The organism is Streptomyces sp. NPDC001728 (assembly GCF_040297565.1).
Taxonomy (GTDB): Bacteria; Actinomycetota; Actinomycetes; order Streptomycetales; family Streptomycetaceae; genus Streptomyces.
This window is the reverse complement of the sequence record NZ_JBEOZK010000040.1, coordinates 1-22,724: the sequence shown is the minus strand read 5'-3', so window position 1 is coordinate 22,724 and position 22,724 is coordinate 1. Positions and strand designations below refer to the sequence as shown.

The window sequence follows — 22,724 nt, the reverse complement described above, 5'->3', positions numbered from 1 at the left end:
GCATATCCCGCTCCGCGGGATATGCCCCGGCAAGCCGGGGCATAGAGCGCGAATTGCGCAAGCGCAATTCGGATTCCGGCGCAAGCGCCGGAATGGAATTCCGTAAACGGAATTCCGACGGGGCGTCAATTCGCGCAAGCGCGAATTGAGACCACCCGCGCAAGCACGGGTGGTGAGGCTGGCAGCAAGGGGAGGTGCATCACGCGCGGGCCTGTGTAGGGCTTGGGAATCCCAGCCACCACCCCCGCAATGAGAGTGACGGACCGTCGGCCTGACAGGGTGCCGACCCCACCGCAGTGACGGGCTCCGCTGCGCTCCACCCGAACCCCTCCCCCACCCTCGAAACCGGCCTGACGTGCTCACCGATTACCCGCCACCGTACCGCATGAACCCTGCGCGTGGGGCGAGATTCGATCAGGTATCATCCTGCAGGGCGAACCTGTGCCGTGGGTGATGCATCACAGAGATTGACTGTGTAGAGTCTGGTCCTAGACATCAGCACCCCGACGCCTGACACCATCGCACCGGACTTTCCCTTTCTGATTGCGCGCTACATTCCGAAAGAAGGAGCTCTTTCCTGTGGTCATGAAGAAAAGCGATCTGCGCGCTCACCAGATTGAGACGGTTGACGCTATTCGGCGCGGTCTCGACGTCCCTCCCGGAGGTATTCCGGTCAACGGTCTGCGTGGCCAGGTGATTTCCGCGTGCGGCACAGGAAAGACCATCACTGCTGCATTCGCTGCGCGCGAGATGCTCCCTAGGGGGCGCATTCTCGTGCTGGTGCCGACCCTGGATCTTCTGACGCAAACGGTCAAGGAGTGGCACCGGGTCGGGCACAGGAGGTCGGCGGTTGCCGTGTGTTCGCTCCAGGACGACCCGGAGCTGTGGAGCCTGAAGGTGCGTTCCACCACGAATCCCGTGCAGCTTTCGCTGTGGCACGGGACGGGGCCTGTGACGATCTACGCGACGTACGCCAGCCTGGGTGTCTTGGCCGAGGCGTTCGAGGGCGCGTACGGCCAGAAGTTGGCGCCGATGGACCTGGCGGTGGTCGATGAGGCCCATAGGACTTCGGGCTCGATGGGTAAGGCGTGGGCGGACATCCACGACCAGGCCGTCATCCCGGCATACCGCCGGCTGTACCTGACGGCGACGCCGCGGATCTGGGAGGAGCGGCTGAACCGAGAGGTCGCGGAGGGGGTGCGCGACCCGCTGCCGCGCGAGATGGCGGCCTCCATGGACGACGAGAAGGTCTTCGGACCCGTCCTCTACAAGCTCAGCTTGGCGTCGGCCGTCTCGCGCGGGTTGCTGGCGCGGTACCAGATCATCGTCCTGGAGCTCCAGGACCCGGTCATCACCCCAGAGCGGCTGATGGGCGAGGAGCGGCACACGGAGGAGGTCCGCGGGCAGCGCCTCGGAGCCCTGCAGGCCGCGCTTCTGCACACAATGGCGCAGCACGGCTTGAGCACGTGCATCACGTTCCACCACCGGACGATAGAGGCGCAGGCGTACGCCGAAGGCCTGCAGCGCGTCGCGGCGAAGCTGCACGCCGACCAGCCCGAGAAGTATCCCGCGAAGATCTGGGCGGACTGGCTGTGCGGCGAGCACGTCCCGGAGCGCCGGCGGGAGGTCCTGGGCGGCTTCGGTACGACGGCACGGCGGGCGGTGCTTTCGAATTGTCGCGTTTTGGGGGAAGGGGTCGACATCAGGGCGGTGGATAGTGTTGCCCTTTTGGATCCCAAGGGCGCTCCGCACGACATCGTCCAGGCCATTGGCCGGGCTCTCCGTCAAAAGCCGGGGGAGGGAAAGCTTGCCTCTTTGATCGTGCCAGTATTCCTTCAGCCCGGTGAGCAGCCGGAGGACATGTTCACCTCGGGATCGTACCGGCCCTTGGTGAAGGTATTGGAAGGTCTGCGCGCTCACGACGAAGAGGCAATCGAGCTGCTTGCGATCCCTCAGGAGCCGCAGAAGGACATCGCGCAGCCGTCCGAGTACATCGGCACTCCGCCCGAGGAGGGCGAGGAAGAAAGCCGTCTCCTGCTTCGGTTTGCCGCCCCGCGTGACCCGGTGATGGTCGCCGACTGGGTCAGCTTCAACGTGATCGACACCGAGCGGCAGGACTGGGCGCGCGGCTGGGCAAAGCTGAAGGCATACGTCGAGCGGGTCGGGAACGCGCGCGTGCCCTACGGACACCGAGAGGGTGCGACACCCCTTGGGCAGTGGGTGGCGGAGCAGCGGCGGGCCTACGCGGCTGGGGAGATGAGCGGGCAGCGCGCGCAGCGGCTGGAGCGGCTCGGGATGGTCTGGTCGGTGGCCGATGAGCGGTTCCAGGAGAACCTTCAGGCCGCCAAGGCGTACTACGAGCGGCACTGGACGCTGTGCGCGCCCCGCACCGCGACCATGCTGGACAAGCCGATCGGGCAGTGGATGGCCAACCTGCGCCGCCCGGGTGCACTCGCCGACAAGCCGGAGTGGGAAGCCGCGTTGAAGGCGATCGACGAGGACTGGAACCCATCATGGCCGGCCGAGTGGCAACGGCACTACGCCGTGGTCCGGGAGATGCTCGCGGAGGAGACCATCCTCGCGTACGTCGAACCCGGGGTCACCGTGCACGGCATGGACATCGGCAAGTGGCTCGCCCGGCAGCGCCAGTCCGAGGTCTGGGCCGCCCTGACCGACGGGCAGCGCGAACGCCTGGAGACCATCGGCGTCATCCCGCACTCGCCCGGTCTGAAGGCATCAGTGAAGCCGTCTACGGCACCTGTGAGCGCCTTCGAGCGGGGCGTAGCAGCCCTGGCCCAGTACAAGGCCCGCACCGGCACCCTGACCGTCCCCAGAGGCCACGTAGAACGGCTCGAGGACGGCACCGAAGTGAAGCTCGGAGTCTGGATCATGAACCAGAAGGGACGCCGCGCGAAGCTCACCCCCGACAAACTCATCACACTCGCCGAGCTGGGATTGGAATGGGCGCGGAAGGGTTAAAGAGTGGGGTAATTTTTTGGTTAAGCAGTATTGGGTCCTGGCGTGAAGGTGCAGGGAATGGCGTCTGAGGAAGAGCTGTTCGCGTCCGTCGACGCTCTGTTGGACGAGGAGCCGCAGCTCCCGCCTCCGGCGGAGCGTGCCCGGCTGCGTGAGGCCGCCGGCATCACCCAGGCCCGCCTCGCGACCGCCTTGAAGACGACGACCCAGTCGGTGAAGAACTGGGAGAACGGCCGGAGCGAGCCGAAGTCGCCGCGTCTGGATGCCTACCAGCGGCTACTGAACGGGTGGGCGGCGAAGTATCCCACCCGCGGCGCAGCCTCGGCTGTCACGCCGGCGGCAGTGGCGTCCAGCGAACCGGCCGCACCCGAGGTGGAGACGGCAGACACCCCGCAGGCTCCCACCGCTCCAGGCACGGGGCTGGCACGTCCCGCCACCCGGCCGGCCGCGGCATCGCGCCGTCCGGCCGCGAAGAAAGCGGCTCAGCCCGCGGCCGATCCGCGCTTCCCGCACGGCCCGCTCGTGGTGCTGGATGGCGACGGCTCCGCGTACGGCGTCGACGGGATCGTGCTCGATTGCCCGGCGACCACGGTGGTGGAGCTGGTGGAGTGGACGTTGCGCGAGTCCGGCCTCGGCGCGCCAAAGCTCAACCGGTACGGCAAGGACTCCGACCCGCTGATCGTGCTCACCGCGTCCGCGGCCGTGAAGTTCGGGCTGCCCGAGCGCCTGGAGGGCCACGAGCAGCGCCGCTCGCTGCGTCTGCCGGAGGACCACCCGGTCGTCAAGCAGGTCGCGAAGGCCAAGTGGCAGCTCACCCAGCGCGGGTTCGGCCCGTGGGCGCGGATCTACCGCAAGGCGCAGGGCCGCGAGCGGCAGTGCGTGCAGCTGGCGATCCCGTCGTGGGACGCCCTTGATGAGCGGTCCTGGCCCGGCGTGAGCGAGATGGAGCCGGCCGACATCGCCCGCGTCCTCGGGGTATACGCCCAGCGGGTCATCACCCCGCGCGGCTCCACCGCCGTCTCGGGCCTGGAGCTGATGACGGCGCTGCGCCCGCCCACCCGTCCGAAGCGCGATGAGGAGACCGGCAACTGGATCTCCGGCTACAACCCGGGCTCGCTGGGGACGGAGCCGATGGACCCGGCGCCGCCGGAAGCCACCCCGGAGCACCCCGTCGTCGTTCAGTCCGGCTGGAGGGGCGGGTTCCTCAATGAGGAGGCGTACCAGTGGGTGCGGTCGGTGGACTCGCTGTCCGATGAGGAGTGCATGCTGCCCTTCGCGGTCGGCCTGGACCTCAACACGGCGTTCCTGGCCGCCGCGGCCCGCCTGGTCGTCGGCCTGTCTGCCCCGGACCACTTCCACAACGTGAAGTTCAACCCGAAGATCCCCGGCTCCTGGCTGGTCGACCTGAGCCACATCGAGCTGGACCCGCGCCTGCCCTCCCCGTTCACGCCGGACGGCACCCGGCCGGCGGGACCGGCCTGGTACCAGACGCACACCGTCGCCTACGCACAGGAGCTCGGCTACGACGTCCACCCGATCGAGGCGTACCTGCGGCGCGAGACCGGCGCGTACCTGGACCCGTGGCACGACCGCCTCAAGAACGCGTACGTCGACACCCTCGCCGACCTCGGCGTCACCAAGGACCTCGACGACCGCACCTTCCTCGCTGCCATGGAGCAGCACAAGCAGAACGACCCGGCCCTGGCCGCCGTCCTCGCGGCCATCAAGGCCACCGTGAAGGGCGGCGTCGGCAAGCTCCGAGAGCGCCCGCAGGGCAAGCACTACAAGGAAGGCGAGCAGTGGCCGGCCCTCCAGCGGCCGACCTGGCGCCCCGACATCCGCGCCGCCGTCATCAGCAAGGCCCGGGTCAACATGCACCGCAAGCTCCACAACATGGCGAAGATGACCGGGCTGTACCCGCTCGCCGTGCTCTCCGACTGCGTCGTCTACCCCTCGCCGAGCGCCTCGCCGCTCGACTTCCTCCCCTACGCCGCCTCGAGCAAGCCGCAACCCGGCGGATTCCGCCTCGGGCCCACGCCCGGGCTGGCGAAGCTGGAGGGCGTCCAGCCGATGCTGTGGGCGGTCGAGCTGATGGAGAAGGGCCTGAACCCGGCCCGGCACATCAAGGGCGGCGACGCCGTCCTGGACGAAGGGGAGTAGGACTGTGGGGGAGATCGACGACGCGATCGAGCGCGCCGACCGCGAAGCGTTCACCAAGGACCCGCCCAAGACCCTCAAAGGCCAGATCGGCTACCTGCTCAAGCAGCTCGGCAGCGCCAAGGCCGTGGCGTCAGAGATCGGGGTCACCGCCGACTCCGTGAACAGGTACCGGCGCGGCGCCCGCAAGCACGCCCGCTCCGACGTCGCCGCGAAGATCGACGACGCCGTACGGAAGCGGTGGCAGCCACAGGTCCGCAGGCGCCGGCAAAAGAAGGCCGCCACCACCACCGGAATCACCGTGGAAACCCGGGCCCGGTTCGGCTACACCGCGCCGGTCGGCACGACCGACGACGGACGCTTCCGGCGCCTCACCGTGCACCTCCCCCCGGCGTACGCGCAGCGCCTGTTCGACGCCCGCAACACAGGCGCCAGCGACCAGCAGATGCGCGGCATCATCGCCGAGGGACTCAAAGAGATCTACTTCCAAGACGGCGGAGGTCGCGCCACAGGACTCTCCGACGTCGCTATCAACGACATCGACTACCTCGACCTCGACTACTGACCTGACGCCAGCCATGGTCCCGGCACCTGCTCGTTGTTGAGCCGAGGCACGGTAGTTGTCGCATACGACGGACGGGTGGGAACGCTGTTGCTGGCCGCAGGTGCCTTTCGGGTGGCCCCCTTGCGGGGTGAGATGACGCTGTCGTTCCTGGGGCGGATCGCGGACAGGTACGGCCTGCCGGTGCGGAGCTTGCTGTCGACGGTTACTGAAGCGGCCGGCCAGCAGGATGTCGTCGGGGCTCTGCAGGGCGACAGTGAGGTGTTCTTGAAACTCTGTGGCCGGCCAGGCTGTGTGCGACGGTTCCCGAGGGCGAGGAGCCCGGGCGGTGGCGGGTCCTGGCCCGTGGCTTGGTCACCTATCCGGAGACGGTGGCTGTTGCCGGGATGTTGGTGGACCAGATGATGAGGCGCCGTATCGCGATCCAGGTGCGCGGCCTGCGCGGCCACCTCCCTTTCTGCCTGGGCGACCTCCCCGTGCTCATCGGTGAGCTGGTGCGCTGTCTGCGGCGGCCTTGGCTCGCTGATCGCCTGACATTGTGCGTGGACGGACCGCTGTTCGCGTGGGCGCACCAGTACTGCAAGGCAGTGGAGGTACCGGATGGCGACGGGCAGCGGTTGCTGTGGAAGATCCATTCCGCGCACCGGCCTGGTCCCTTGGCTGACGAACTCGCCCAGTACCTGCAGGAGGTGACCGGCGGTGAAGCCGCGGAGGCTCCGCTCCCCAAGCGGCGGCGCGGGCACAGCCGCCAGGCCGACGAGGCCTTCGAGGCGGGCCTGACTCGTGCCCGGGCCTACGCAGCTGCGAGGGGGCATCTGGCCACACGGGCGGACACGCTGCAGGACGGCTTTCCTCTGGGGGCGTGGATGACCAACCCGCGCATGCTCCGTCTGGGGATGCCTGCCTGGCGCGGAGCCGCGCTGCGTGCGCTGGACCCGTACTGGGACACGCCGTGGCCGACCCTGTGGCAGCGCACTTACCACCAGGCCAAGTGCCACGTTGCGGAACAGGGCCCGGTGGATGCGCGAGGAGGATTTCCCGGTACCGGCCTGAGCCTGGGCGAGTGGCTGTACCTGCAGTGCACCCGGTATCCGGATCTGCATCCTGAGCAGCAACGGCTCCTTGTGCGACTGGGCATCGATGCCGCGGCGGCTCGGGATGCCCGGCCCCGGCGTCGCAGTCAGCGCGCCGGGGAGAAGGAGGCACTCGCCCATGCCCGGGTCTGGGCTTCGGAGTACGGAAGCCTGGCGGGAGTCAGCGTCAGCACCGTGCATGAGGGCTACCCGCTGGGCAGGTGGCTTTCCGACAGGCGCGGACAGATGGGGCGCGGAGTGCTGTCGCCAGGCCGTGCCGAGGCTTTGACACGGATCGACCCGTGGTGGCGGCCGCCCTGGCACCTGCGCTGGCAGCGTTCCTACGAGCACGCGTGCCAGCAGCTCCAGCAGGTGGGAGGCGGAGAGTTGGCCGCGGGCTTTCCGCTGATGGACAGGCCGGCGCAGGAGTGGCTGCGCCTCCAGCAGCGCCGCTACCACCTGCTCCAGCCGGGCCAGCACGATCTCCTTGGCAGGCTGGGCCTGAAGCCTGAAACGGCCATTGCCGAAGCACCGGCCGACACGGCCAGCGCGTCAGCTGCGGCCGTGCGGTCCCCGGGTGACCCACAGACTGATGAGGAAGGTGCGGGAGCAGTGGGAAGCCTTCCTGCCGTCGCGCAGCACAGGCCGCTGGGAGTTCCGCGGGTTGGACAGCGACCCGACCACCGCGCCCGGTTCGACAGCGCGCTGGCCCACGCCCGGGCGTGGGCCGACGTCCACGGGCACCTGGCCGTTCCACGGGATACGCGGCAGAGCGGATTCGCGCTCGGGGCGTGGCTGTTCAGTCAGCGCAACCGCGCCAAGCAGCGTGCCCGGCAGGGCAAGCCCGCCTCACCGCACCTCGGACAACTGGCCGCGATCGATCCGTGGTGGAACCCGCCGTGGGACCTGCACTGGCAGCGCAACTACTACCGCGCCCGCGACCACATGCGTGCCGGCCGCGGAGCCGACACCGTAGGCGGTCTTCCCGTCGGGAAAGACGCCCTGGGTATCTGGGTCAAGCGCCAGTGCACCCTCTACGACAGCCTCCATGCCGACCAGCAGCATCTGCTCGCCGCTATCGGCATCACCCGCGGCACGGCCCGGGCGCGGGTCGGCCCGCGTGACTCCCGCCGGCTGACCACCACGCCGCGTTTCGACACCGACGTCGCCCATGCCCGCTCCTACGCGGCCCGGTACGGACACCTCGCCGCACGCTCGAGCGAGGAACACGAAGGGTTCCCGATCGGGCGCTGGCTAGCCGAACACCGCCAGCGCGCCCGCAAAAGGAACGGGACGTCCCCTCAAGCCCGGGTCCTAGCCGACCTGGACCCGTGGTGGAACCCGCCCTGGCCGATGCGGTGGCAGTACGCCTACCACCACGCCCGCACCCACCCCGACACCCCACGCGCCACACGGTGGATCACCGCCCAGCACCGGGCATGGTCGCTCCTGCATCCTGACCAGCTGCAGCTCCTGGCCGCCATCGGCATCAGCGCGGACAGGCAGCTCTAGTCTCAGCGAGGACGCTCACGCTCGCTGCGGTACGCGCGGGCGAGAAGTCCAGCGAACGCAGCGGCCCGCTCGACGCCGTACCGACCACCTCGGATCTGGTGAAGCAGCGCCTGGCCTACCTGCTCGGGAGCGAAGCCGCTTCTCGCCAGCTCTTGAACGATCTCTTCAATGGACGGTGGTGCCTGCCGGTGGGCACGCTCGCTCATGGCAGCAGGCGTAGTCCCGGCAAGGACAGGCCTTTGATCGGCGGATGCGGCAGCCTGCACCGGAGCTTCGAATTGGAGTTGCTGCTCTTTCGGGACATCTGCAGCCTGCCGACTCCGCGGTGGTCGCACGTCCCCCGGGAGCAGGTTCTCATCCAGTGGCCTGAGATCCGGCCTGGCGCGGACAAGGACGCTCTGGCCGAACGGCAAAGTGCCCCATACGTACGTGGCCTGGTTGCTCACTGCCGGTGTGTCCGTAGGCGTAAGAGGCCCCAGACCGGCCAGGGCTGGTCCCATTGGTGTGTGGCCTACGAGGTCGAGCGTGGCCTTGGGAGGGCTCCAGCGCAGAAGATCCGGGTAGGTGAATGTGGACACTTCACGGCCTTGGGAAAGGTCCCACATTCGGCGTGCCTCAGAGTCGATTACCTTGGCATCTTGCACGGTGCCAGGCGGGGGGCCTGCCGTGACGGCGCCTAGAAGAGCGCCAGCCATGGTGGCGATCGTGTCGGTGTCCGAGCCGAGAGTGTTTGCAGCAAGCAGCAGGCCAGCTTCTGGGGAGTCGGTACAGGCATGTGCCAGAACCGCGGCAAGCAGAGTGGTGACTGTGCCTGATCCACGCGTTGCGTCGTCGAAGCCGCCCCACTGCTTCACCAGAGCAGCGTAGGTCTCTGTTGTGAGGGGCGTTGTGGAGTCGAAAGCCTCGAGTGCTGCGCGGCATTCGTTGGCAACGGTGACGGCGGCCGAACGGAAGTCGATGCCAGCGGCATCACTCCATGTGGGTAGCCACAGGTATGCGAGTTCGTCGTCTTTTGCGATGACGTCCGGTACCTGTTCCAGCCAGTCGATCGCGGGGCGCCACTGCTTGGGGCCGGGGATCTCGTTGGTGTCCAGGGCATGGGCCAGCAGGACGGCGTGCAGAACCGCGCCAAGGATGCCCCGGGGGTGGCCATGGGTGCTGACGGCGTTTCGTACGACATCGCGGGTGATGTTGTCCCAGTTAGCGAGGTCCCGTGCAGACCAGACGTGGGGTTGGATGCGCATAGCGGCCCCGTTGCCGCCGATGTCGACGTAGCGGGCGGCCTTGGTCGCGAAAATGTTCTGTGACCACTTGGCTTCGACCCGCATCAAGCCGGTGGCTGCCGCTTTGGTTCCGCGACCGGCGCCGAGGGCGTAAGCCTGCCAGGCAACGACTTCGATCTTCGCGAAGGCCTCGGCGTCGAACTCACCGTCTCCGCGGATGGCACGTGAGGTGGCCAAGCGCAGCTGGGTGTCGTCGGAGTACGCGCCTGCGGGCAGGAGCATGTCGCGGCCGTAGCGTCCTCCGATGCGCCTCTTCCAGCGAACGGTGGTGGTGACCTCGTCCTGTCCGATGCGGCGACGTACGCCGGCAGTGTCGGTCAGTTCGGTGATGAAGCCGAGTGCGTCCCCGTACGCAGCCCACTGGGCTGAGGCGCGTACTGCCTCCCATTGCATGGCACTCACCGTAATCCTTACCTGCCGAACGTGACCGGGTCGACGATGATGTCGACTCCATCATGTTCGCTGACACTGACAATGGCCTCGGCCTTGGCTGCGTCCTCGTGGGTGAGGACGTAGATGCGCTGCAGATGTCGGGTGGAGACGGCCTGCGGATAGAGCACCTCGGCCTGGGGATTCGTCGGGAGGTGGGGCGCTCGGTCCCAGCGCGTCATCGTCTTGTTGAAGCCTTTGGGGACACGGTCAGCGAAGAGGGCTTCGGCTCCAGGTAGCCCTTCCACGGGGGTGATGCCGTCGTACCCCATGTTGCCTGGGGCGAAGAGGACGCCGGTGTGCGTCATGATCACTGGATCGAAGCTGAGGACGGCCCAGAACAGGTCCTCGTTTGCCCACCAGTCTTCGCTGCTGATGCGAAGGAAGCGGTGGTTGGGCTCGCTGATGCTGAGGTTCACGTACGACCAGTACTTGGGGTCCTCACGACGCCACTTGGTGTTCTCGTGGTAAATGCTCTCGAGATACTCGTCTTTGGCAAGAAGGGCCCGAGCCTTACACAGCCGCTGTACGAGGATGCCGAGCAGACCACGATTCGTGGTGAAGTGCACCACTTCGGTGATCTTTCGTTCCTGGATAAGCGTGCTGGTTCCCTCGGCATGTATTTCGCCGTCCGATGTGGGCAGGCTCGGCTCTGTGGTGGTCATACGGCCTTCACCTCATAGGTGTCCGGGTCCATGCAGGCGATGAGGTCGCTGGCCTCGGAGGGCTTGTAGGTGATGGTCAGCGTCTTGCGGGCGCGCCCGGCGGACATGGCCAGCAGGCGCAGATGGGCATCTCGTTCGCTGTCGCCGGGTTCGGTGGCATGGGGCATGACTTCGCTGTTGAGTCCGACGATGATCACGTGGTCGAACTCCAACCCCTTGGCGGAGTGCATGGTCGACAGCGCAACGTTCACCGGTCCCGTCGGCCACTCGGCGTTACGGGTGAGTTCGACGTAGGCCAGCCCGGCAGCGTTCAGACGGTTCTTGACCTCGCCGAACCAGCCCTTGGCGTGGAGGATGGCGACGGACTCTTCGTTGTCGGGTCCGAGGTCGTTGAGGAACCGCACCACATGGTCCATCTGCTGGGTGAAGGTGCCCTCAACCAGCAAAGGCTTGTCGCCCTCCTCAGTGCAGGAGGTGAGGTCAGGGACCGCGGCGTCGTCCGTTGTCTCCACGTCTTTGAGCAGCGGAGCGGCGAAGGCGGCGATCTGCCGGGTGTTGCGGAAGTTCTTCGACAGGAGCTTGCTGTTGTGCGAGCCCACGCTCAGGCCGACCTCGCTCCAGGTGAAGCGCTGCGGATAGATGCGCTGAGCCGCATCAAGGACGAAGGTGAGCGTGTGCTCATCGGTGAGGTGGTTGAGGACTGCCCGGACCTGGTTGGCGGAGAAGTCCTGAGCCTCGTCGACCACGACCACGTGGTAGGGGTCGTCGATGCGCTTGGCCGCCATGGCGTTCGCCAGGTCGGACCAGTCCCAGGCCTGCTGCTGCTTCTTCCATTCCTGGAAGGGATAGATCACTTCCTCCAGTAGCCGACGGCGCAGCGAAGTCGGCATCCGCGGCGAGCGGCCGCGGCCCTGGCGTTCGCACTCGATGTACTCGGCCAGGCGGTCGGGCGTGAAGCGGCCAAGAACATAGTCCACTTCGGAACGTACGAAGTCGTCGGACAGGGGCAGGGCCACGGCCAGGGTGCTCAGCTTCCGGCTGCGCTCCCCGTCTTGGAGGATGCGATCGTAGGCCACTCGGTCGGTGGCCCACTTCGCGAAGGTGGAGATCGTCAGCTCAATGTCATTGCCCTTGAGCTGTTCCTGGGTGAGTTCCTCGATGTAGCCGCGCAGCGTGCGGTTGTAAGTGAGGACCAGGACGCGGACGGGGCCACTGAGGAAGCCGTCACGACGGCGACGCTGCCAGAAGCCGACGGTGAACTTCAGCCGGTACAGCGCAGTGGTGGTCTTGCCGCTGCCGGCGGCACCCCGTACGACGAACACCCCCGGCTTGTGGTTGTTGATCACCGTGAGCTGCTCGCTCGTCGGTTGCGTCGGCCTGAGAACCTTCATCCGTGCGGTCCCTCCCCAAGACTCGCCCCCCTGCACCTGAGACCATGTTAGAAGGGCATACCGCCAACCGGACCGAAGATCGGATAAGCAGTCCGTTGTGCAGCTCCGGATAGCGAGCACACCAGCCACCCATTCGGGTGACGATTGACCGTTGTGCCTCTCCCTCATAGACGGCAGATACTTGGCTGTCCGGCGTGGAGCAGCGGGCTGTCAACGAGCAGGGTGGAGTGCCCCATTACCCCGGCCTCCTGAGGACGCCTCCCCTCCAGGGAGAAACGACCTCGTCGCTGATCTGCCGCGTCGCAAGCGGCTACGGGCTGGAAGCGAAGGCTTTACGGTCCTGCTGGCGCTGGCACAACCAGCAGCCCAAGCACGAGAGCGGGATCTGTCGGGCTGACGCCGAGGTGCTGCTGAACACAGTCGGACGGCAGCGCCTGGCAGGCCTGTGCGGCGTCGAGGAAGACGTGCTGGCGCGGGCGTTGCCGTCCTGGGAGTGGCAGGACGCCAAGCTGCCGGCCAAGGAGGACGGAGTGCCGGCGGCGGTGTGGCGGATCGGCGGTGCGGTCGCCGGGCCGGTGGCATTCGGCTGCCGGCTGTGCGTCGCCCGGCGTACGGGAACCGCAGCCGTGCAGGTCGTTCGGTATGCGCCGCGGTGGGACCGGGTGTGCGTGCGGCACGGACGGTGGCTCTTGGACGCGGACGCCGACCAGCCTCGTGAGTACCTGGACGTGCGGCACCTGCCGGAGTTGGCCGCAGCGCAGCGGCGATGGACGGGGGTGGCGCGGCGGGCCGTGCAGGCCGGGGCCGAGCCGGAGCGGGTGTTCGCCCTGGCGCATGCGGTGGTCGCGCGGTGGTGGGATCAGGCCTTTGGCTGGGAGCGGGAGACGATCTGGCCGCGGCGGCTGCATCAGGTCGCGGGCGGGGATGCCGGAGGCGATCTGGTGTGGTGGCGGATCGTGGGGCGAGACGCAGTCATCTTCCCGGAGGTAGTGGCGGTCTCCGAGGCTCTGCTGGATCCGGAGATGGCCGAGCTGGTGTGGGTGGACAGTGGTGCTGGGCGGCCGCGGGCGCTGGCCGCCGACGGGAAGTTCTGCCACCGGCTCGGGGAGCAGGTCGGGCGCGCGTGGCTTGGGCCGTTGGCGGCGACGGATCACGGCGGTCCGCTGATCGCCTGGATGGGCGCCATCATCCGCCGGCGCCGCGGAGCCGGCGGCCCGCCGGGGTACGCGGACGATCCGTGGTGGGTGCGCCAGGAGCATCAGCCGGTGACCATGGCCGGGCAGTTGCGGGTGTTCGGCAAGGAGAAACGGGCGCCGGGCTCGGGGACGATGTGGCGGGCGGTGGTGCCGCCCGAGCAGCGGGCGCGGATCGGCAGCCTCATCGACAGTGTCGAGGAACAGCTGGTCCAGCTGCGCGGCGTGCAGAGCGGGCCGACCGCCGATGTCGCCCGGCAGCTGCTACGCGGTCTCGCTCACAGTGCCGGTCTGATCGAGGCGACCTGGAAACGGACCGTGGTGGCGGCGGTGAACGGCGGAGTGCCATGGGAGGAGGTGGCCCGGTGGGCGGACATGCCCGCCGAGGTACTCAGGAGCATGCTGACATCGGGCAAACGGGAAGACGGCGGCTGAGAACGACGGGACGGGGCGTCGACTGTTAGCTGATAGGGCACTCGTTTGTGGCAGAAATCCTGAAAACAGCGGCGTCTGCTAGCGGGAGCGGCTTGGCTGACGCAGGTGATCAGCACAGGAGCGACCCGGCCCTGGCGCCGGGCAGGGCGAGCAGCCATTGGCCGAGGGAGCGGGTTCGAGGCGGTGTTCCTCGACCCGGTGGGCCAGTCGGTCCAGCAGCGGTGGACGGATGCCGCCATGACCGTGGCGTTCGAGGAGTTGCCGCCGGTGTCGGCGTTCCCGGTGATCCCGGGACGGCGCTGGGGACCGGGCCTGTGGTGGTCAGCAACCATCGGACGGCACGTGGCCGCGGGGTCGAACGCGATGCGTACCCAGCTGATGGTCCTGGACCGCGACCCGCACGTGACCGGGCTCGCGGGGCGGCCGGTACGGCTGCTGTGGCGCGATGGCCGGGGACGGGTGCGCTCCTGGGTGCCGCAGTTGTTCGCCCGGTACCGCGACGGCACGGGTCTGCTGGCCGACTGCCCCAGCCACCCGGAAGCCGGCGGCGAACGTGCTGTGAAGGCTGCCGAAGCGATGGGCGAGGCGTGTGAGGAGATCGGCTGGACCTACCGGCGCCTTGCGCCGCTCGACGATGTACCGGCCGCCAATCTGAAGTGGCTGGCCGGCTACCGCCATCCCCGCAACGCCGGCCGCCTGGGCCTGACGCCCGCTGTTCTGGAGGCGTTCGCGCGGCCGCGGCCGCTGCTCGAGGGAGCCGAAGCTGTCGGTGACCCGATCGAGGTACTTCCCGTCGTCTTCCACGCCCTGTGGCACGGACAGCTCACGACGGACCTGGAGGCGCCGCTGCACGAGTGTGTCCTCGTCGGCTCCAGGGACTGGAACGGTCTGGGCGAGACGGGAGGTGCCGGGTGAGCGCGCGACGCAATGCGCGGCCGGCGGTGAAGGCCGGGGCGCATGTCCAATTCCGCGGCGTGAAGTGGCAGGTGGCCGCCCTGTCCGGGCAGACCGTTCACCTCGTCGGCCCGGACGGCGGCGGTGAGGCCGTGCTCGCCGGGTACCTGTTCGCCGATCCCGGCTTCAGCGTCATCGGGGCCGACGTGCCGCAGGCGGCCCCGCAGTGGGGGCTGTTCGAGACCGCGCCCACCGCGGCGCGGAACAAGGCCCTGGCCTGGCAGCGGCACGTGAGAGAAGTCGAATGCGGCCTTGCCGACGGGCCCGGCACCGGTGGAGTGGTGCGGGAGCAGTACGACCCCGCACGGCACACGCTGGCCGAACGGGAGCAGGCCAAGGCCGAGGAGCTGACCGCCCTCGGGTTCGGGCGGGTGTCGCGTACCACGGTGCAGCGCATGCGCCTGGCCTACCGCAAACAGGGCCTGTGGGGGCTCCTGGACCACCGCACCACCCGCGCCTCCAGCCCCACCGGGCGTTCCGACGAACGGGTCGTCGCCGCCGTCCGTGAGGCGCTGCGCCGCCGACGCGGGCGTTCCAAGGGCACCGTCAGCGGCCTGTTCCCGCTGATCAACCAGATCCTTCAGGAGCGGCACGGCCCTGGTGCGGTGCCCGTGCCGTCCCAGGCCACGCTGTACCGTCTCGTCACCTCCCTCGCCCGCCCCGGTGAACTGCCCAGTGGTCCGGTGCGGCAGGTGCCCGCGAGCTTCGAGGGGCGGGCCTTCACCCCCGCCACCGCGCTGCGGCCGGGCGAGCAGGTCCAGATCGACACCACCCGCCTGGACGTCCTGGCCCTCTTCGACGACGGCCGACTCGCACGGCCCGAGCTCACCATCGCCGTCGACGTCGCCACCCGCTCCATCCTGGCCGCCGTGCTGTGCCCGAGCGCGACCAAGGCCGTGGACGCGGCCCTGCTGCTGGCGGAGATGGCCGTCCCGCACCCCGCCCGCCCGACCTGGCCGGACATCCTGCGCATGGACCACGCCCGCGCGCTCCCCCCCCAGCGGCTGGCCACGCTGGACGAGCGCCTGGCCGGTGCGGCGGCCCGGCCGGTCGTCCTGCCCGAGACGATCGTCGTCGACCGGGGCAAGGTCTTCGTCTCCGCCGCGTTCACCGCCGCTTGCGAGACCCTCGGCATCAGCGTCCAGCCCGCCCCGCCCCGCGCCCCCACCGCGAAGGGCATCGTCGAGCGAACCTTCGGCACCATCAACGCCTTGTTCTGCCAACACCTGCCCGGCTACACCGGCTCCGACGTCACCCGCCGCGGCCCCGACACCGAGAAAGACGCCTGCTACAGCGTCGCCCAACTGCAAGACCTCCTCGATGAGTGGCTAGTGCATTACCACCACCGGCCCCACGAAGGACTGCGCCACCCGATGATGCCCAGGAAGGCCCTCACCCCGAATGAGATGTGGGCCGCGCTCGTCGCCGTCGCCGGACACGTCCCCGTCCCATTGACCGGGCGCGACTACCTCGAACTGCTCCCCGTGCGCTGGCAGGCCATCACCCCCGCTGGCATCACCATCCACCACCGCACCTACGACGCGGATCTCCTCGCCCCGCACCGCGGCCAGGCCTCCCCCGTCGCCGGCCGCGGCGGGAAATGGGAGATCCACTACAACCCCCACGACGTGCGCCAGATCTGGATCCGGCTTCCCGACGGCGAACTCACCGAGATTCCGTGGATCCACCGCGACCACGTCCACCGGCCCTTCGACGAACGCACCTGGCAGCACATCCGCACCCAGGCCGTTGACGGCAACCACGGTGACGCCGAGCAGTACGAAGCCAGCCTCGCCGACGCCCTCGACCAGCTCATGCGCCGCGTCCACAGCGGCCACGCCACCAAAACGGAGCAGGCCCTCATGGCCCGCACCGCTCACATCCCGCTCCCCGCAGCCCGCGATGGGAACCACGACACCGAAGCACCCGCCGACAGCCCGGCGCAGCAAGGCGACGAAGGCAACGACGACAGCATCGACGACCTCGACGACCTGCCCGACCCCGTCAGACCCGCCCCGGCCACCGGATTCGGGCTCTACAACGCGCACGAGGAAGCCGCCACATGGTGAACCCGATCCAGACAAGCGCGAGCAGCACACAAGGCGGCACCGACGACAGCGGCGAGGCCGAGCTGTCCTGGCCCCTGACCACCTGGCAGGGCTGGCACCGCTTCGCCACCACCGGCCCGCCCACCCCTCCCCGCCCCGGCGACCCGCCCCGCAGCACAGAAGAACGCCTGGCCTACCACTCCGCGTTCGTCACCATCCGCACCCCCGCCATCCACACCCTCGCCACCCAGGTCCGCACCCTGATGGTCCTCGGCCGTCACCAGCAGACCACCGCCCGGCCCTCACTGATCGTCACCGGACCCGCCGCAGCAGGGAAAACCACGGCCCTGCTCAACGTCGGCCGCACCTGCCACCTCGCCCACATCCGCAAGACCCCCGCACCGCCCGGATCAGCGCACGCAGTGGTACCCGTCGCGTATGTCCTGGTCCCGCCCGGCGCGAGCGCGAAAACCCTCGTCACCGAGTTCGCCCGCTACCTCGGCATCCCCGTCACAGCCCGCATGACCCAGACCCAGATCACCGACGCCGTCTGCCACACCTACACCCAAGCCGGTGTACAGCTGGTGATGATCGACGAGATCCACCGCCTCAACCCCCGCACCACCACCGGCGCCCAAACCGCCGATCTGATCAAAGACCTCAGCGAACGTCTGCCCGCCACGTTCGTCTACGCCGGTATCAACGTCACCGACACACCCCTGTTCACCGGCGTGCGAGGAGCCCAACTCGCCGGACGCGCCACCCTCGTCGACTGCGGTCCCCTCCCCGCCCGCCACGGCACCCGCCACCCGTTCCGCGATGTCATCACCGACATCGAAAACGCCCTCGATCTCACCCGCCACACACCCGGCGCCCTCCCCCGCCACGCCTCCTACCTCCACCAGCGCACCGCAGGCCGCATCGGGTCCCTCACCCGCCTCATCCGCCAAGCAGCCATCACCGCCATCCACGACGGCACCGAACGCATCACCAAACGATCACTCGAAGCCATCCGTCTCGACCACCTCGCCGAAACCCACCACCGCCCCCGCCGAGACCGATAGACCCACCTGCCAGGCAGGCAGAACAGCCCTGACCAGCACAAACACCAGCCGGACCTTTACACGCTAGAACTACCTACAACACACCCAGCCCCGCTCAGCACAGAACACATAACCCCAGCCCACACACCCCGGCCACCCCGTCGAACCGCCAACTCCGCCTCTCAACGAACCCACAACACCCCAGGCCACCAACGACCCGGCACACCAACAAACCCCCCACCGAGCGTTACCAGGAGATCGGGGTCAGCCAGCGGTCGGTGGAGCGCTACCGCAAGGGCGAACGCAAGCACCCGCCGAAGGACATTGCCGCGAAGATCGACGATGCCGTGCGGCGGCGCTGGCAGCCCCAGGTCCGCAAGCGCCGACGCAAGCAGGCCGCCACGACCGGCATCACAGTGGAGACGCGGGCACGGTTCGGCTATACCGCGCCGGTCGGCACGACCGACGACGGACGCTTCCGACGGCTCACCGTCCGTCTCCCTGCGGCGTACGCACAGCGCCTGTTCAACGCCCGCGACGCCGGAGCCAGCGACCAGGAGATGCGCGCGATCATCGCCGAAGGATTCAAAGACATCTACTTCCAAGACAGCGGAAGCCGCGCCATGGGACTCACCGACGTCACCCTCAACGACATCGACTACCTCGACCTCGACTACTGACCAAACGCCGACCGGGGCAGGAACCTGCCCAGTCGCTGAGCCGAAGCACGGTGGTTGTCACCAAGGCAGGCTTGTTGTCACCGACCGGCAAATGGATCGCTTGAGGCGTCGGGTGGTGCGGCCATCCCGGCAGCAGCGGCTCGTCGTGCCGTAGTTACTCATCCACGCGTGTGTGCGCTCCGCAACCCAGTGCTTGCCAGCCTGGACGGGGGCGGCGACACCCTTGCGGCGGCGTAGCGGGCCTCAAGCGCTTAGAGCCGGCCGTGATCCTGTGCGCCGCTCACGCGCGGGCTGACTTTCTCGTTGTTCGAGATCAGTCCTCGCCTGCCTGAGTGATGGCTGCGCGCAACAACGCGGCCATCGATCGGCCGGCCACCCGCAGCGGTTCCGGATCACGGGCAGCCCGGCTGAGCATGAAAGCCCCTTCCAGCATCATGACCATCGAGTACGCGAGGGACTGCGCCGTCTTCGGTTCGGCCACACAGCGGCCGAACCACCGCGTCGCCGTGCCGACCCACTCCTCGAAAACCTCCGCCGTCGCGACCCGCAGCACCTCATTGCTGCTCGCGACCTCCAGGGCCACCGTCCCGATCGGGCACGCGTCGGCATAGTCGGCCGCTGCGAGGTCGTCCGCGGCCGCTTCGAATGCGTGCACGAGGGACTCCACCGGGTCCGGTGCGCTGTCCAGGAGAGCCAGGACCATTCGGCCGTACTCGGTTCCGGACGTTCGGATCATGTCCTCGGCCAGTTGCTGCTTGCCGCCGGGAAAGAAGTGGTAGATCGAGCCGAACGGTGCGTCCGCCTCCGCCGCGATCCGCTTCAGGCCGGTAGCCGAGTAGCCGTGTCGGCGGAACAGCACCGTGGCGGCGCCCTGGATCCTGGCTCGCGTGTCCGACTGTCCCATTGCCTTCCACCCCTTTCCTCTCTAAGAATACAGTAGAACGATCTATCAAGCAGGAGGTTGGGGTGTTGAGGATCGAGTTGTCGTCCGGACCGATCGACTACCAGGACACCGGTGGTGAGGGTCCTGTGCTGGTGTTCGGGCACGGTCTGCCGATGAACGAGACCCAGTGGCGCAAGGTGGTCCCGCTGCTGGACGGATACCGCTGCGTCCTGCCCACGCTGCCCCTGGGTGGTCACCGTCAGCCGATGAACCCGGAGGCCGACCTGTCCCAGCGCGGCGTCGCCCGGCTCCTGGGCGAGTTCATCGAGCAGCTCGGTCTGGACCAGGTGACTCTCGTCCTCAATGACTGGGGCGGGGGCCAGTTCCTGGTGTCGGAAGGACAGGACCAGCACATCGCGCGCCTGGTGCTGGTGGCCTGCGAGGCCTTCGACAACTTTCCTCCGGGGCCGGCCAAGGCCATGGCGCAGGTGTGCAGGGTTCCCGGCGGCGTCTGGCTCCTGACGCGGCTCATGCGCGTTCCCGCATTCCGTCATAGCCGTGGCGGATACGGCGGGATGAGCCTGCGGGGAGTCCCCGACGAGATCATGGACGACTGGTTCGCTCCCGCCGCCCGCAGCAGGGCCATCCGCAGGGACTTCGCCAAATTCGCCACTGGGGCACCCGATCGCAAGACCTTGCTCGCCTGGAGCGAGCGACTGCGTGATTTCGACCGCCCGGTACTGGTCGTCTGGGCGACCGAGGACCGGTTGATGCCGCGTGAGCACGGCCCCCAGCTGGCCGAGCTGTACCCGCAGGGCCAGCTGGTCGAGATCGCCGACTCGTCCACCCTCATCCCCGAGGACCAGCCCGAACGACTCGCCCAAGTACTCACCGATTTCCTGATCCAAAACGGAGCAGAGCCGACCCGACACGTCTCCTGAGCGCGGGGGCGGCAGGCGGATCCGACGGCCGCCACCGCCCTCCCGCCTAGGTCGAAGCTGCAAGCCGGGCCGGGGCCGCGCGGCGCCGGGTGAAGTGATGCATCGGATCACCCGACAACGCTGGCTCGGGTACGAGGTCCTGTACCGAGCCGGACGCCTCGCCCCCATCCCCCAACCACCAGACTGTCCATTGCCCCAGACAGCCCGCGGCTTGCGATCTTCGCTACTGGTGACAGAAAGGCTGCCGAACGAGCACTTGAAGCTTTCCCTTGATCGTGGACACCTGGAGACTGGGACCTGAGGTTCCAGAGGAAGTAGCACCAGGTCGGAAGCAAGTACACGAAGCGGTACACCGAGGAGTTCAAGCGGGACGCGATCGCGCTCGTCGACTCCTCGGGCAAGACGGTCACCGCGGTGGCCCGGGAACTCGGCATCAGCTCGGAGTCCCTGCGCGGCTGGTACCGCAAGGCCAAGGCCGACCGGGGCGAGGGCCGGAGCGGCGAGCTGACCAGCGCCGAGCGCGAGGAACTGCGGCGGCTGCGCAAGGAGAACCGCGAACAGCAGCAGACGATCGAGATCCTGAAAAAAGCGACGGTGAGGTCAATAGGTCGGTGCAACATCCCAGGTAGAACGGTTGCTGGAGGTGTTGCTGGGTGGCGAGGATCGGGCGTCCGGGGTTGTCGGACGAGCAGAAGCGTGAAGTGTGGCGGCGATGGCGGGACGGGCAGTCGCTGAGCGAGATCGGGCGTGCGCTGGGCAAGGTGCCCGGGTCGATCCACGGGGTAGTCGCGGCGAACGGCGGTTTCGTCCCGGCGGCCCGGACCCGATCGGCCGGAGTGCTGTCGCTGGCGGAGCGGGAGGAGATATCCCGGGCTCTGGCCGCCGCTGACTCCTTCCGGGCGATCGCGGGCCGGCTGGGCCGGGCACCGTCCACGGTCAGCCGCGAGGTGGCGCGTCACGGCGGGCGTGAGAAGTACCGGGCCGCTCGCGCGGACGAGGGCGCCTGGGACAATGCCCGGCGCCCGAAGTCCTGTCTGCTGCAACAGAGTCCGGCCTTGCGGGACACGGTCGCGGGCAAGCTGAAGGAGGACTGGTCGCCGCGTCAGATCGCCGGCTGGCTCGCCCGCACCTTCGTGCCCGAGGACGGTATGTACGTGTCTCACGAGACGATCTACAAGAGCCTGTTCATCCAGGCCCGAGGCGTACTGAAGAAGGAGCTCGTCTCCCATCTGCGCCGCCGACGCACGATGCGCCGCTCGAAGAACGCCTCCACCGAAGGTCAGCAGCGCGGCTGCATCCGCGACGCGGTCTCCATCCGCGAGCGTCCGGCCGAGGCCGAGGACCGGGCTGTTCCCGGCCACTGGGAAGGCGACCTGATCACCGGCGCGAAGAACAGCCACATTGCCACGCTGGTCGAACGGCACTCCCGCTACGTCATGCTCGTCAGGGTCGCAGGCAAGGACACCACCAGTGTGATCTCCGCGCTGAGTCATCAAGTCCGTTACCTGCCCGACGGGTTGATGACTTCACTGACCTGGGACCGGGGTACTGAGCTGGCCGACCACAAGCGGTTCACGATGGCCACCGACGTCAAGGTCTACTTCGCCGATCCGAAAATTCCCTGGCAGCGGGGATCGAATGAGAACACCAATGGACTCCTCCGCCAGTACTTTCCCAAGGGAACCGACCTGTCCGGATATACCCAGGCCGACCTGGATGCCGTCGCCCTCAAGCTGAACACCCGCCCCCGGCAGACCCTCGGGTTCGAAACTCCCGCTGATACGCTTGCGGCAGCTGTTGCATCAACCGGTTGACTCCGCCACCGCCTTCTTCGTGAAGGAGAACGACCGGTGAGCGAGTTGCACCGGTTCATCCATGCGGAGAAGGCGAACTACCCGATCACCCTGCTGTGCCGGGTGCTGCATGTGGCCCGCTCCTCCTACTACGCCTGGTGCGAGGGCGAAGCCGCCCGTCGCAGGCGCCAAGCCGCCGACGACGCGCTCGCGCACGAGATCACCGTGCTGCACCTCGCCTCCCGCCGTACCTACGGTGTCCCGCGCATCCATGCGGAGCTGCGCCGCCTCGGGCGGCGGGTGAACCGCAAGCGCATAGCCCGGGTGATGCGCGAGCGCGGCATCCGCGGCGTCACCCGCCGCAAGCACCGCTCACTGACCCGGCCGGACAAGAAGGCGAAGCCGGCCCCGGACCTGATCGGCCGTGACTTTCACGCCGATGCGCCCGGAACCAAACTGGTCGGCGACATCACCTACCTGCCCACCGCCGAGGGCTGGCTCTACCTCGCCTGCTGGCTGGACCTGGCCACCCGCGAGGTGGCCGGCTACGCCATGGCTGACCATCACCGCGCCGAACTCGTCCTCGACGCCCTGGACATGGCCCACGGCCGGGGCCACCTGCAGCCCGGCTGCGTGATCCACAGTGATCGCGGAAGCGAGTACACATCGACCCGATTTTGAGACCGAATACGGGAGTTGGGACTGC

The 22,724-nt window shown here is 68.3% G+C and carries 15 protein-coding genes and 3 pseudogenes; 13 read left to right on the top strand and 5 right to left on the bottom strand.

From position 1 onward, the window contains the following. Positions 1-585 precede the first annotated feature (585 nt). The 4 genes from ABT154_RS33665 to ABT154_RS33650 all read left to right on the top strand — a co-directional run bounded on the left by ABT154_RS33665 (position 586) and on the right by ABT154_RS33650 (position 8,280). A complete protein-coding gene (locus tag ABT154_RS33665; protein ID WP_351862159.1) occupies positions 586-2,979 on the top strand; it encodes a DEAD/DEAH box helicase in 2,394 nt (797 codons plus the stop codon). A gap of 57 nt (positions 2,980-3,036) precedes the next feature. Continuing rightward, positions 3,037-5,136 (top strand): telomere-associated protein Tap, encoded by a 2,100-nt coding sequence (gene tap, locus ABT154_RS33660; protein WP_351862157.1) that lies wholly within the window; start codon positions 3,037-3,039, stop codon positions 5,134-5,136. A gap of 4 nt (positions 5,137-5,140) precedes the next feature. Then, positions 5,141-5,698, top strand: a complete 558-nt coding sequence (gene tpg / locus ABT154_RS33655; RefSeq protein ID WP_351862155.1) for a telomere-protecting terminal protein Tpg — start codon at positions 5,141-5,143, stop codon at positions 5,696-5,698. Positions 5,699-6,045: 347 nt separating this feature from the next. After that, the gene (locus tag ABT154_RS33650; RefSeq protein ID WP_351862153.1) at positions 6,046-8,280 is read left to right on the top strand and encodes a Helicase associated domain protein; all 2,235 of its coding nucleotides are present in this window, start codon (positions 6,046-6,048) and stop codon (positions 8,278-8,280) included. 2 nt (positions 8,281-8,282) lie between these two features. Here the strand turns inward: ABT154_RS33650 and ABT154_RS33645 are convergent, their stop codons facing one another. The 3 genes from ABT154_RS33645 to ABT154_RS33635 are packed head-to-tail and all read right to left on the bottom strand — an operon-like array spanning position 8,283 to position 12,048. Next, positions 8,283-9,956, bottom strand: a complete 1,674-nt coding sequence (locus tag ABT154_RS33645; protein ID WP_351862151.1) for an ADP-ribosylglycohydrolase family protein — start codon at positions 9,954-9,956, stop codon at positions 8,283-8,285. A 17-nt stretch (positions 9,957-9,973) separates the two neighbouring features. Beyond that, positions 9,974-10,657 (bottom strand): DarT ssDNA thymidine ADP-ribosyltransferase family protein, encoded by a 684-nt coding sequence (locus ABT154_RS33640; protein WP_351862149.1) that lies wholly within the window; start codon positions 10,655-10,657, stop codon positions 9,974-9,976. After that, positions 10,654-12,048, bottom strand: coding sequence for a 3'-5' exonuclease (locus tag ABT154_RS33635; RefSeq protein ID WP_351862147.1), 1,395 nt, complete (start codon positions 12,046-12,048; stop codon positions 10,654-10,656). Before ABT154_RS33635 ends, ABT154_RS33640 begins: the two co-directional genes overlap by 4 nt. 194 nt (positions 12,049-12,242) lie before the next feature. Here ABT154_RS33635 and ABT154_RS33630 point away from each other — a divergent pair, with 194 nt between their 5' ends. The 5 genes and pseudogenes from ABT154_RS33630 to tpg (ABT154_RS33610) all read left to right on the top strand — a co-directional run. After that, on the top strand, positions 12,243-13,676 hold the full coding sequence (locus tag ABT154_RS33630; RefSeq protein WP_351862145.1) for a DNA-binding protein: 1,434 nt from the start codon (positions 12,243-12,245) through the stop codon (positions 13,674-13,676). 183 nt (positions 13,677-13,859) lie between these two features. Beyond that, the gene (locus ABT154_RS33625; protein WP_351862143.1) at positions 13,860-14,591 is read left to right on the top strand and encodes a TnsA-like heteromeric transposase endonuclease subunit; all 732 of its coding nucleotides are present in this window, start codon (positions 13,860-13,862) and stop codon (positions 14,589-14,591) included. Beyond that, entirely contained in the window at positions 14,588-16,699 is a 2,112-nt protein-coding gene (locus tag ABT154_RS33620) for a TnsB C-terminal domain-containing protein (protein ID WP_502969663.1), read from the top strand. Before ABT154_RS33625 ends, ABT154_RS33620 begins: the two co-directional genes overlap by 4 nt. 74 nt (positions 16,700-16,773) lie before the next feature. Further along, positions 16,774-17,742, top strand: coding sequence for a TniB family NTP-binding protein (locus ABT154_RS33615; RefSeq protein ID WP_351862161.1), 969 nt, complete (start codon positions 16,774-16,776; stop codon positions 17,740-17,742). Between the two features lie 233 nt (positions 17,743-17,975). Further along, a pseudogene (gene tpg / locus ABT154_RS33610) lies at positions 17,976-18,401 on the top strand (telomere-protecting terminal protein Tpg); the annotation flags it as partial. A 135-nt stretch (positions 18,402-18,536) separates the two neighbouring features. Here tpg (ABT154_RS33610) and ABT154_RS33605 read toward each other — a convergent pair. Both ABT154_RS33605 and ABT154_RS33600 read right to left on the bottom strand, forming a co-directional pair. Then, positions 18,537-18,629 (bottom strand): annotated as a pseudogene (locus ABT154_RS33605) (IS5/IS1182 family transposase); the annotation flags it as partial. 85 nt (positions 18,630-18,714) lie between these two features. Next, positions 18,715-19,305 (bottom strand): TetR/AcrR family transcriptional regulator, encoded by a 591-nt coding sequence (locus tag ABT154_RS33600; RefSeq protein ID WP_351862139.1) that lies wholly within the window; start codon positions 19,303-19,305, stop codon positions 18,715-18,717. A gap of 62 nt (positions 19,306-19,367) precedes the next feature. Here ABT154_RS33600 and ABT154_RS33595 point away from each other — a divergent pair, with 62 nt between their 5' ends. The 4 genes and pseudogenes from ABT154_RS33595 to ABT154_RS33580 all read left to right on the top strand — a co-directional run bounded on the left by ABT154_RS33595 (position 19,368) and on the right by ABT154_RS33580 (position 22,699). Next, positions 19,368-20,225: an alpha/beta fold hydrolase gene (locus ABT154_RS33595; protein WP_351862137.1), complete on the top strand. Its 858-nt coding sequence runs from the start codon at positions 19,368-19,370 to the stop codon at positions 20,223-20,225. Positions 20,226-20,576: 351 nt separating this feature from the next. Next, positions 20,577-20,960 (top strand): annotated as a pseudogene (locus ABT154_RS33590) (transposase); the annotation flags it as partial. Then, positions 20,879-22,039, top strand: coding sequence for an IS30 family transposase (locus tag ABT154_RS33585; protein ID WP_351862135.1), 1,161 nt, complete (start codon positions 20,879-20,881; stop codon positions 22,037-22,039). The pseudogene ABT154_RS33590 and the gene ABT154_RS33585, both read left to right, overlap by 82 nt. Positions 22,040-22,075: 36 nt before the next feature. Beyond that, the gene (locus tag ABT154_RS33580) at positions 22,076-22,699 is read left to right on the top strand and encodes an IS3 family transposase (RefSeq protein ID WP_351862133.1); all 624 of its coding nucleotides are present in this window, start codon (positions 22,076-22,078) and stop codon (positions 22,697-22,699) included. The last annotated feature ends 25 nt before the right edge of the window (positions 22,700-22,724 follow it).